Origin of the sequence: Bacteroides caecigallinarum (assembly GCF_021530995.1) — a bacterium.
Taxonomy (GTDB): domain Bacteria; phylum Bacteroidota; class Bacteroidia; order Bacteroidales; family Bacteroidaceae; genus Phocaeicola; species Phocaeicola faecigallinarum.
Map to the genome: position 1 here is coordinate 19,701 of NZ_JADYTF010000027.1, position 12,367 is coordinate 32,067.

The 12,367-nt window shown below is 45.4% G+C and carries 9 protein-coding genes and 1 pseudogene; 8 read left to right on the plus strand and 2 right to left on the minus strand.

Translation table 11 applies throughout. The features are described 5' to 3' along the window. Positions 1–155 precede the first annotated feature (155 nt). Both I6E24_RS05750 and I6E24_RS17480 read right to left on the minus strand, forming a co-directional pair. Positions 156–1,880: a DUF3987 domain-containing protein gene (locus tag I6E24_RS05750; RefSeq protein ID WP_235326984.1), complete on the minus strand. Its 1,725-nt coding sequence runs from the start codon at positions 1,878–1,880 to the stop codon at positions 156–158. 216 nt (positions 1,881–2,096) lie between these two features. Continuing rightward, a pseudogene (locus I6E24_RS17480) lies at positions 2,097–2,558 on the minus strand (BT4734/BF3469 family protein); the annotation flags it as partial. A 315-nt stretch (positions 2,559–2,873) separates the two neighbouring features. Here I6E24_RS17480 and I6E24_RS05760 point away from each other — a divergent pair. From I6E24_RS05760 to I6E24_RS05795, 8 genes are all read left to right on the plus strand, one after another. Beyond that, positions 2,874–3,029, plus strand: coding sequence for a hypothetical protein (locus I6E24_RS05760; RefSeq protein ID WP_235326988.1), 156 nt, complete (start codon positions 2,874–2,876; stop codon positions 3,027–3,029). A 205-nt stretch (positions 3,030–3,234) separates the two neighbouring features. Then, a complete protein-coding gene (locus I6E24_RS05765) occupies positions 3,235–4,362 on the plus strand; it encodes an MraY family glycosyltransferase (RefSeq protein ID WP_235326990.1) in 1,128 nt (375 codons plus the stop codon). A gap of 21 nt (positions 4,363–4,383) precedes the next feature. Next, on the plus strand, positions 4,384–5,856 hold the full coding sequence (locus I6E24_RS05770) for a capsule assembly Wzi family protein (protein WP_235326992.1): 1,473 nt from the start codon (positions 4,384–4,386) through the stop codon (positions 5,854–5,856). A 9-nt stretch (positions 5,857–5,865) separates the two neighbouring features. Further along, on the plus strand, positions 5,866–6,312 hold the full coding sequence (locus tag I6E24_RS05775) for a lipocalin-like domain-containing protein (RefSeq protein WP_235326994.1): 447 nt from the start codon (positions 5,866–5,868) through the stop codon (positions 6,310–6,312). A gap of 46 nt (positions 6,313–6,358) precedes the next feature. Beyond that, positions 6,359–8,359 carry a DUF4954 family protein gene (locus I6E24_RS05780; protein ID WP_235326996.1) on the plus strand — a complete coding sequence of 667 codons (2,001 nt, stop codon included), beginning with the start codon at positions 6,359–6,361 and terminating at the stop codon, positions 8,357–8,359. Next, a complete protein-coding gene (gene glmS, locus I6E24_RS05785) occupies positions 8,347–10,191 on the plus strand; it encodes a glutamine--fructose-6-phosphate transaminase (isomerizing) (RefSeq protein WP_235326998.1) in 1,845 nt (614 codons plus the stop codon). Before I6E24_RS05780 ends, glmS begins: the two co-directional genes overlap by 13 nt. A gap of 157 nt (positions 10,192–10,348) precedes the next feature. Then, a complete protein-coding gene (locus I6E24_RS05790) occupies positions 10,349–11,026 on the plus strand; it encodes a hypothetical protein (protein WP_235327000.1) in 678 nt (225 codons plus the stop codon). Further along, positions 11,023–12,234, plus strand: coding sequence for a hypothetical protein (locus I6E24_RS05795; RefSeq protein WP_235327002.1), 1,212 nt, complete (start codon positions 11,023–11,025; stop codon positions 12,232–12,234). The genes I6E24_RS05790 and I6E24_RS05795 overlap by 4 nt, the downstream gene beginning before the upstream one ends. Positions 12,235–12,367: the final 133 nt, after the last annotated feature.

Sequence of the window (12,367 nt, forward strand, 5' to 3'; positions counted from 1 at the left end):
CCCTTGTCGGATTTTTTCCTTCCTCAATTCTGTAAAAAAACGTGGGCACGTTTTAGGTAAAACTTGCCCACGTTTAAGGTGGAATTTGCCCACATTTAATTTCGGGTTTTACAGTGCTTGAAAACCAGGATTTGGGGACATTGGGGACAGACACTCTATATGTTCCTTTTTTTCAGCGTCTTCGTCTTCTTATAAATGTTGTTATCCTTTGATAATAAGCCTGTTGCGACATATTTCTTTAAAGCGCGCTTTGCGGCATTAGGGTACAAACCTGCTTTTTCTACCTCTACACGGAAATCTTTATAACGGAAGGTATCAGGCATCTTCTTGAGAATGGGAAGAAGCTTATAGAAATTGGACACTCTCCCTCTTTTTTCCTGCTTTTTCATCATGGTGGAAACATGGTTGGCATGCTTCATGCATGTGAGGACTATTTGGAGTGCCGTGTAGAAATCTTCGTCCTGACAGGTGTAGTCCGCGACCTGCCATCCTGCCTCCATTATCCTGTAGCCGCTAAGGGTCATGGCTATGCGCATGGTGATGAGTCCGTATCGCTTAACCACGGCATCGGCGTTTTTCTCCCCCTCGGCTGACACTATGCCAAGCTCGGCCTCGAACACACTGTCCAGTGTATCCCACTGTCCGGCAGTGAAGTTTATCATTATCTCCTTTCCGCTGGTGTTGAAGAAATTGACTTTCAGCTTCTCGCCTAACTCTCCGTAAAGTTCCTCCAGGTCTATTCCGCCATTTCCCTTGAGGGGTGACTGCGATTTCCATACGGATTCGTCATTCATCAGATAGAAGAGGAAACGGCTGAAGAGTCCGTTCTCGGTGCTCTGGATGAGAGATACTACCTGTTCGGGTGTTCCGGTGAGGAGCATTGCCACATGAGGATGGGGTATGACTATCTGTTCCTTGTCAATCTTGAAGTGCTGGCGTACCTCCTCGTGATGGAAGAACATACGCAGCTCTGCCGCCTGACCGCCATAGTCGGCATGGAGGGTCACCACCAGGACATCACCCTCGGACGACACTATCACCAGCCCGTCTTCGCCAGCGTTCCTGACATTGATTATCATCTGGCTCTTCGATGAGTTGGGAGTTGTGATGACCGTCTGGTGTACAGGCTCTTCGGGCTTCAGATCCATATCGGGTTTTCTGCGTTCCTTCAGAGCCAGTTTAAGTTCCATGTCCCATTCCACACACTTCTTCTCATATTCTTTCTTAGCGGCTTTGTATATTCGTTCGAACTCACGGTCGGTCTTCTTGGCAAGGATTACGCCGTTCATTGCCCCGCCTTTACCCGCTCCGGCTCCTGCCACAATGAATGTGTAGATGTGGGCAGAGTATTTCCTGTTGCCATAGATGGTTCGGAGGGCAGGAAACAATGTGCTCGAGACGGTGAGTATACCCAGGAGGATGATGTCTCTTTCCTTGTTGTCCTTTGCCACTACGAGGAGTTTCTTTATCTCCTCGGGGAGATGCTCGTAGATGTCGTCGGCGAATTGGGGACATTGTTCCTCAATTACCTCTTCCTCTTCTTTTTCGTTTTCCGCAATCTCCTCGCTATCAGGATTTTCCTCTGTTTTCACGGTGTGAAAAGGGAACATATTAGAGATTTGTCCCCCTTGTCCCCAATTCGTCGGACTTTTTCCGCCTTCCTCGCCATGCTCGTAACCCCACCGGATGGCGCGTTCTATCTCCTTCCGGGTGATGCCCGACTCCACTCCACGGGCACATGCCGTGTAGATGGCCTGCCCCAGCTGCCATGACTGCACTCCATGCCGACGAAGGTACAGTCCGAGGGAGAGCATGGTGCGTGTGCGGCTGCCCTGAACGTAGGGATGGGTGTAGAAGAAACGGTTGATGACGGCGTCCACGTCGGGGGCATCTTCTGACCGGTAGCCCTGGTTAAGTGCCTGGGTGACGGGGTTGCTGAGATAGCGGAAGTCCTCGGAGGTGTCGGGACCTGTGGCAGGGACATAGTTTAGGGGGTTGTGTTCCTCGCCGTAGGGATAGACAGTGGCACTGGGGTTGTAGTAGGCATCGGGGTCGTAGGAAGCAAGGCTGGCGCGGGCGAAGTCCTTGCATGCCATGTCGAGGTCCAGACCGGTGATTTCGTGCAGACGCTCTGCCACCTGCTCGTAGGCCTGGCGGTAGACGTCGATGTGGACGATGCCGATGTTTGCCACCACACGCAGTCCGCGGCCCGATGCTGTGACGTGGACTGCCACTATCCACTGGAAGACCTCGAGGAGCTGGCGTGCGGCTTGGAGCTGGTCATCGCGCAGGTCGTCGAAGTCGAAGATGGCATAGCCCGTGCGGTTGGTGGTGTGCTTGAAGAAGCGTCCCTTGCGGCACTCGCCTGCCCATACCGCTGCGGGGAGCTTCATTTTCCAGTCGCGCGCCTTGTCCTTGTCGCCAAGCTTTATCATGGAGCGCACCTGGTCCACTGTGGGTTTGAACTTGCCGTCGCGGATGTATCGAATCCATTCGGCGGCGTCGATTACGCTTTCTGCCTCTTTTTTTGTGAGGCTGGAGAAAACTGTTATCTTCATAATCTCGGTTTTAAAATGATTAGTAAAAAAGTTTGTCGGGGGCAAAGGTAAGATTGTTCAATTTTATAAACAATTATGTTAAAATCACGACTTTTTTGTCCTCCTTTAAGGCTTTATGCACGTTCTAGACCATGTGTTTTTGATAGAAATTTCAGAATTTAACATTGTTATCTGATATTAATTTACCATAAAATATTTAATTTCGTCACTTATTACGGTTTTTAAGCATGCAAATGAAACTTTAAACCGCATATTTATTCTATTAACAAACAATTATTAAAAAAATCATGGGCAAAAAAATTTTCTTTGATCAGGATGAGTCAGTATATCCTGATGTTCACTGCTGTGGTACGACTGCGTTACGATGAAGGCAGTCTGGTGATGAGTCATTACTTGTATTTCCGCCAATTGGTGAAATTGCTGTACCGCGAAGTGGAAGAGATTGACAGGGAGATGGGTTTAAAAAAATAGTATAGACAATAAAAAAATCGCCGGGAGCGTGCAGTGAATGGCAAAAATTTACATTTATTATAAAAACGGAACGCGATTCTTATCATTTTTTTACTTGAGAGGCTATTTTGGACACTGAATATTTGTCTTAATGAGTGAAAAGTGGTAATTTTGCCACCGATTGCTTAAAGCAAGATGAAAAACAAGTGAATTAAAAGTTTTTATTATGGCAAATGTTTACATTCTTATTATAGCTTTTATGGTGGCTATAATTATGGGGAGAATCATTATCCCGAAAATTCTGATTATCTCGTTCAGAAAAAGACTGTTTGATGTTCCGGATGCACGAAAGGTGCACAACCGCCCTATACCGCGACTGGGGGGTGTGACTTTCTTTCCTGTTATTGTGTTTACTCTTACCTTAGTTACTGCTTTCAGGGTAATGATGAACGAGATTCATTATGAGGTATTCACTTATAAGATGGCATGCGAATTCCTGTTTCTGGTGGCAGGACTGACTTTGCTGTATATAGTAGGTATTGGTGATGACCTTGTGGGGGTGAGATACAGTAAGAAATTCCTGGTACAGATTATTTCTGCGGCATTCTTCCCTATCGTAGGTCTTTACATAAACAATTTCTACGGGGTGTTCGGCATCAATGAGATCCCGGCATGGATAGGTATGCCGTTCACAGTAGTGCTGGTGGTGTTCATAACGAATGCCATAAACCTGATAGACGGTATAGACGGTCTGGCTTCGGGACTGAGTATGGTGGCTCTTGCCATTTTCGGAGGAATCTTCATTCATTATGGATTGTGGAATTTCGCGATTCTGGCTTTTATATGTGTGGGAGTGATCATTCCGTTCTTTGCATATAATGTATTTGGCAATGCCGACAGGGGACGCAAGATATTTATGGGTGATACGGGTAGCCTTACGCTGGGATATATCATCAGTTTCTTTGTAGTGAAGTATTGTATGTATATTCCTGGTGAGGATATGCAGGCATACGGAGCGCCTGTGGTGGTGGCTTTTACAGTACTGCTGGTGCCTTGTCTGGATGTGGTGAGGGTGTTCCTAAGGCGTATACGAAACGGAAAGTCGCCGTTCCTGCCGGACAAGACGCATATACATCATAAGTTTCTGGATATGGGATTCACCCCACGTACAGCCTTGATAACCATACAGCTGATGTCGGCGGCATTCTGTATATTCTCGCTGGTGGCGGTGAAGTATATGGACAACACATTGGTGTTCATTATTGATATCGTTGTTTGGGTAGGACTGAATATATGGTTCAATAAGAGAATTGCGAAACACAAAGCACAAACAACCAACGGTCAGCAAAGCTAACTAAAAACTAACAATTAAAGAATGAAATTATATTCAATAATACTCTCTCTGCTTCCGGTATGCGGATATGCTGCTAATGACAGCATTTCGGCACGGGTGGAGACGGAGGCAACATTTTCGGGGGGCGACTATGCCCCCTTTTGGCTTTCTGCCAACAAATATGGTATGGGAAGCGCGGAACCGAACAGTTTCTATCTGCGTGCGGGGGCTGACTGGAACAGAACTCTCAGACACGGTTGGAAGCTGGGTGCGGGGCTGGATATCGCAGGCGGCGCGGGAATGACGTCGAAATTCTGGGTGCAGCAGGCGTATGTGGATGTGTCATGGAAGGTGCTGAACCTGAGTATAGGAAGCAAGGAACGTATCTCCTCTCCTCTGGAGAAGAATGCGGAACTGACTTCGGGATGGATGACGGAGGGAAACAATACGCGTCCGATTCCGCAGATACGTGGTGAGATCCGCGAGTTCTACAGTCTGCCTTTCACGGGGCACTGGCTGGCTCTGAAGGGGCATGTGGCTTACGGGGCTTTCCTGGACGGGAAATGGCAGGAAGGTTTCGCAGGTGCGGGAATGACATACGCCAGGGATGTGATGTATCATAGCAAGGCGATTCTGTTTAGGATTGGTAACAGGGAGAAGCTGCCTGTGGAATTTGAATTTGGCTTACACATGGCTACTCAGTTTGCCGGGGACAAGATGAAGAAACTTGCGGACGGCAGCAGTGAGCTGGTTCTGGATATGCCGGACGGATTCCGTAACTATATTAACGCTTTCTTCCCGTCCGGGGGTGGCAGTGATACTCCCTGGGGTGAGCAGGTGAATGTGGAAGGCAATATGCTGGGAAGCTGGAATTTCGCTCTGAATTATTATCTCGGAGACTGGAAGTTCAGAGTGTATCTGGATCATTATTTTGAAGATCATTCGCAGATGTTCTGGCAGTACGGACGATGGAAGGACGGACAGCTGGGTATAGATATTACTCTGCCACGGAACAGATGGGTGAGCCGTGTGCTTTGGGAAGGCATATCGACAAAGGATCAGTCGGGTCCTGTGCTTTACGACGGTTTTGCGGGTTCGTTCACTGACCTGCAGTGGAGCTGTGGTGATTCATATTTCAATCATGGTATATATAACGCCTGGCAGTACTATGGTCAAGCTATGGGTGCTCCCCTATTGGCCGGACCGGCATACAACAGAGACCACAGCATATCGTTCCGAAGCAACCGCATGAAGGCCCAGCACATAGGTCTGCAGGGTGAACCTACAGAAGAATGGAGCTGGAGGGTTCTGGCTTCGTTTGCGCGCCATTGGGGTACATACGGAAATCCTTTCGACGAGGTGAAGCGTCAGTTCAACGGTATGGCGGAGGTGAGGTACTCTCCTGCCCGACTGAAAAGCTGGGGATTCAAAGCGGCAATTGGAGTTGATAAGGGAAGTGTGATTGGGAACTCTGTGGGGGGAACAATCGGGGTGCAATTAAAAATTAAAAATTAATAGTTGATAATGAAGAATCTGATTAGGTTAAAATATGTCCTTTTGTTCTTATGTCTTCAGCTTATCTCCTGCGAGAAGGCTCCTATCAGGAGTGATGTGGAGGGGTTCTGGAGACTGGAGAGATTCACAGTATTGTCCACGGACGAGACTGTGGAGTGCAAACGCCTGTATTACAGCATCACGCGACAGGTGACTGAAGTGACTGACAAGGGCGGCAACGGATTCGGCACTTATATCTGCCGCACGGGATATGAGGATGATGAAAACACTCTGGTGCTGAGAGACTTCAAGGTGCGTGCCGGTACTGGGGATAACGGTGTGGATGCTCCGATAGAGAAGCTTCGTCATTATGGTATAGACTCGCAGGAGGAAACAAAGTTCCGCATCGTTCATTGCGATGGCAAGACCATGACGCTGGAATCAGGGTATGCAAGGCTGGAACTCAAGAAGTTCTGAAATTCAAGAGATACAAATACAAATAAGTGAATATAAATTTTATAGAATGGAAAACAGGAATTATCGTAACCTGACATGCAAGGAAATAGAATTATTGCATGCCAGAAACTGCTATGCGGAAAATTGGGATACGGTTATGGTGTCCGATGATTTTGATATCAGATATGTCCGCAATGTGGAATTCTCGGGGAATGTGAGAATCGGCCATTTCGACAAGGTATTTACACTGGCGGGAGGAATAAGCAAACATTCGGGATTGAAGAATGTGGTGCTCCACAATGTAGTAATAGGTAACGGGTGCTGTATAGAGAATGTGAAGAACTATATAGCGAACTATGTGATAGACGACGGGGTGTTTATTGACAATGTGGACTGCATAGTGGTGGAAGGAAAGACCGCCTTCGGCAACGGTACAGAGGTTTCGGTACTGAACGAAACCGGAGGCAGGGAGGTGATTATTCACGACAAGCTCTCTGCACACGAGGCTTACATCAGCGCAATGTACAGACACAGACCCATGCTGTCGCAAAGACTGAAGGAGATAGCGATGAGATATTGCGATGAATGTGCTTCCGATACGGGATATATTGGGAATGACACTATAATAGTGAATACGGGATATATTAAGAATGTAAGGATAGGAAGCTATGCGAAGATTGAAGGTGCAGGGAAACTGAAGAACGGAAGCATAAACAGTAATGTGTACGACCCTGTGTATATAGGCGACGGAGTGATCTGCAATGACTTTATCATATCGAGCGGAGCCAACATAGGCGACGGAACGATGCTGTCAAGATGTTTTGTGGGACAGGCGTGCCGCATGGGACATAACTATTCTGCTTCGGACTCGCTGTTCTTCTGCAACTGCCAGGAAGAGAACGGGGAGGCTTGCGCCATATTCGCGGGACCGTTCACCGTGACTCATCATAAATCGACTCTGCTGATAGCGGGTATGTTCTCGTTTATGAATGCAGGATCGGGATCGAACCAGAGTAACCACATGTACAAGCTGGGACCTATCCATCAGGGTATAATGGAAAGGGGTGCAAAGACGGCATCGGATTCATATATTCTGTGGCCGGCAAAAATAGGTGCTTTCTCGCTGGTTATGGGCAGACACTCTGCACATCCTGACACGTCGGACCTGCCGTTCTCGTATCTGATAGAAAACAACAACTCCACTTATCTTATTCCGGGGGTGAACCTGAAAAGTGTGGGCACAATACGTGACGCACAGAAATGGCCGAAACGTGACAACAGAAAGGATGTGGTGAAGACTGACAAGGTGAACTATAACCTGCTGAGTCCTTTCACCATACAGAAGATGATGAGGGCAAGGGAAATACTGAACAACCTGACAAGGGTGTCGGGTGAAACTTCGGACACATTCTCATACCAAAGCGCGAAAATCAGAAACTCATCGCTGTATAAGGGACTGGATTTCTACGAAATGGGTATCCATAAGTTCCTGGGGAACTCAATAATAAAGAGACTGGAGGGAACAGTGTTCGGCAGCAATGAGGAGATAAGGGAGAGACTGAAGCCGGACACCGGAACAGGTGAAGGTGAATGGGTTGACCTGCAGGGACTTATAGCGCCAAAGAGTGAGGTGAACAGAATGATAGACGACATAGTGGAAGGAAGGCTGGACTCTGCTGAAATGATTGATGAAAGGCTGACGGAAATCCATGCGAACTACTATACATACGAATGGACTTGGGCGTACGGAAAGATTCTGGAGACTTACGGACTGGAAGCTGACAGCATAACTGCCGACGACGTGAGAATGATAGTGGACAAATGGCAGAATGCTGTAGTGAGTCTGGACAGGTTAGTCTATGAAGACGCAAAGAAGGAATTTTCGCTTTCTGCAATGACAGGGTTCGGCGCCGACGGCACTAAAGAGGAAAAGATACAGGATTTCGAACAGGTGAGAGGGGATTTTGACAATAATACTTTCGTTAAGGCGGTACTTGAACATATCAGAGTGAAAACAGAACTGGGTAATGAACTGAAAAACAGAATAAAGGAATTATGTGTGGGATAGTAGGTTATATAGGGAGGAAACAGGCCTACCCTATTCTTATTGAAGGTCTGAAAAGACTGGAATACAGGGGATATGACAGCGCGGGGGTGGCTCTTATGCCAGCAAAGAATATAATCAATGTTTATAAATCAGCTGGAAAGGTGAAGCAGCTGGAAGCTGCCGTTGCAGGATGCGATGTTGCCGGATGTGCAGGCATAGCACATACAAGATGGGCTACACACGGGGAACCGAACAAAGAGAATTCGCACCCGCACTGTTCGATGGGCGGACGTCTGGCTCTGGTGCATAACGGTATAATAGAAAACTATGCGGTGCTGAAGGAAAAGCTTACGGCAGAAGGTTATGCGTTTGCCAGTGATACAGACACTGAGGTGCTGGTGCAGCTGATAGACTATATACAGAAAAAAGGTAATTACAATCTTGTCACCGCCGTGCAGCTTGCCCTGAAAGAGGTGGTAGGCGCATACGCCATAGCCGTAATGGACAGGGAGAATCCGGAGATGATTGTGGCAGCCAGAAAGAGCAGCCCGCTGGTGATAGGCCTTGCCGACGACGGTCTGTATCTGGCATCGGACGCCACTCCGATAATAGAACATACCAACAGAATGGTTTATCCGGACGACGAGGAAGTGGCTGCCCTGTATAAGGACGGTTCGTACAGAATTATGAACCTGGAAAACGTGGAATGCTGTCATGAGGCGCAGACCGTGGCTCTGAACATAGGACAATTGCAGAAAGGTGGTTTCCCACACTTTATGATAAAGGAGATTTATGACCAGCCTGAATGCCTGGCAGACTGTATGCGCGGAAGGGTCATGGCTGATATGAACAGGATAGTAATCTCGGCGGTGAATAACTATAAGGATGTGCTGATGAGGGCGAAGAGGTTTATTATTGTGGCATGCGGAACATCATGGCATGCGGGTCTTATAGGAAAACAGCTGATAGAGAGTTTCTGCAGGATTCCTGTGGAGGTGGAATATGCCTCGGAGTTCAGATACAGGAACCCTGTCGTAGGAAAGGATGATGTGGTGATAGCCATCTCGCAGAGTGGAGAGACTGCCGACACGCTTGCCGCCATAGAACTGGCAAGAGAGAGGGGGGCTTTCATTTACGGTATATGTAATGTGGTAGGGTCGTCCATTGCCAGGGCTACAGATACTGGTTCGTATATTCATGTAGGTCCGGAAATTGGTGTGGCTTCCACAAAGGCCTTTACAGGACAGGTTACGGTGCTGGCAATGTTTGCACTTGCACTAGCCCAAGTACAGGGGAAGATTAGCGGGGAGCAAATGAAGGAGACGATAGAAGAACTGGTTTCGGTACCTGACAAGATAAGGGAAGTGCTGAAACAGGATGACTATATCAACAATATGGCTAAGGTGTTTACATACGCACACAACTTTATATATTTGGGACGTGGATATGCCTTCCCGGTTGCTCTGGAGGGTGCCCTGAAGCTGAAGGAGATTTCGTATATCCATGCAGAGGGTTATCCTGCCGCGGAGATGAAGCACGGGCCGATAGCGTTGATAGACATGAATATGCCTGTAGTGGTGATAGCCACCAAGTCTCCTCTGTACGAGAAGGTGGTGAGCAATATTCAGGAAATAAAGGCGCGCGGGGGAAAGATTCTTGCCGTGATAACTGAAGGAGACACGGTGATAAAGGAAATGGCTGACTACAGCATTGAGGTGCCGGAAACCATGGAATGTCTGGAGAGTCTGGTCACATCGGTTCCGCTGCAGTTGCTGGCTTATCATATTGCAGCCAACAAGGGGCTGGACGTGGACAAGCCAAGAAATCTGGCAAAATCCGTGACTGTGGAGTAAAAATCTGAGTCTGGAGATGAGTAAGTTATAAAATTTTTCTTTGTAAAAGATTGAATAAATAAAAAAATAACGAAATAATGAAAATATTTCCTATATTTGTAAAGTTGATTGTCATGTCACACCGTAACGGATAGTTATTAACTTAAATATTATTTCTATGGACGCAGGTTTTTCTAAAATCATTGATCGTATTTCGGAAACTTTGAATTTTTTCGATTTCTCTTTTATCGTTTCCGGTCTTCTTACTTATGGAATAATCCTGTTTACGGCAGATAGTATTATATCTGTAGATTACAAGAACTACAATTCGGGGGTGATTGTTGTCGTTTCAATTGCGCTGGTTTATATATGTGGTCTCATGTCATTCTCTGTAGGGAAATTCCTGAGAATAAAAATACTGTCTGCCTTTAATGAAAATTATTTCAACGATGTATTCAAAAAGGCCTTGAAGTTCATTAATTCCAAACCGTACGAAAAGAATGACGAGATAACAATATATTTATCCAAGGACAGAGGCAGTTATAAAACAATTTATTCCAAAATGTGGATGGAACTAAGACATTGTGAGGAAGCCAAAGAAACAGTAAGACACTTAAACAGATTCTGGATGATGGAAGCTGTATATGAAGGATTGTTTGTCTCGTTTATTTTAGGAGCTGTTTCAAGTATATACTTTTTGTGTGTTAATTGGTGTAACGATTCAAAGCTATTTTATGGAATGACATTAGTTCTATCATTGATTGCAACGGTATTCTGCTTTATTGAAGCAAGAAGGTATGCTGAGACCCAAATAGTCGAGATAGTATTAACCTACAAAAGATTTATTGCCGTATGAATACTTTGAATGAGGTACAATTATTGTTGTCGGAATCTGATTTTTCCGATGCTGTAGTATGTGAAAACAAGAATCTGATACATCAGGTGCAAATGAAGAAAATCCTGGCTTATTTCAGTGAATTGTATACAAGGGCTGAGAAGTTTGACAAAAATGCTTTTTGCTATAATAAAGATGATATTTCGAGAAACATAGTCCATAATACCATATCTATTTTCGGCAACAGGGGGGCAGGGAAAACAACTTTCCTTCTTTCCGCATTAAGCAGGATATCCGGGAAATACAGTAATGTGGCGTGTCTGAAAATAATAGATCCTTCTATCATTGACTGTAAGCAGCACCCTTTCATAAACATTATCGCTTTGATTCATCAGTATGTAGAAGAAAAGATCAACCAATTCGTATGCTGGAATAAAAACAATAACACTGACAGGGAACTGACGGAAGAATACAGGAAAATATACAAGAAACTTCTGAAGGGACTGACATTTATTGACGGTATAGGTACGGAAAATGTCTATAAAGAATGGGATGACGAACTGTTTATTTCCATGCAGGGTATGGAAAAGGCTGAAGCCTCAAACAGTCTGATTGACATTTTCCATAAATATGTGTTCTATGCTCTCAGGATCTTGAATAAAAAGTGCTTCGTGATATCATTTGATGATATCGATACCAATTTCCAGAAAGGATATGAAATACTTGAGGTAATCAGAAAGTATCTTACTACGGAACAGATTATCACCATTCTGACAGGAGATCTTGAACTTTATGGAAAACTGGTGAGAAAGGCGTCGTGGAACTGCTTCGACCGTGATTTTCTGAAAAAGGAATGTGAGTATGCGTCAAGGGATAAGAATGAATTCTCTAACATGGTCAACCATCTGGAAAACCAGTATCTGTTGAAGATTCTTAAACCCGAGCTGCGTATCCATCTGCACACGATAATAGAAATAATAAAAGAGGACAACTGTAAAATAAAAATCAGTTTCGACAACAGTTCGGAAAAACTATATACGCTGGAAGAATGTTACGAGAAACTTTTAAGACATATTAATCTGCCTACAAACAACAGAAGGGTATTGTCAAGAGTACTTTATTTCATGATGTCTCTTTCCCTGAGAAGCCAGATAAGACTGTTGGGGCTATACAAGAACTGCATATATAATAAAAAAGTTCCTATGTTTAAAATCGGAAGTGACGGATAACATAAGATAGCACTAAAAAAGCTATACCATTATAGTTAACTTTGTATATAAGAGAAAAACAATATTAACCAATAACGATATAGCTTATGAAGTGTGTACAAAGTAACAAATTAGATTTTAGTGGACAAAATAT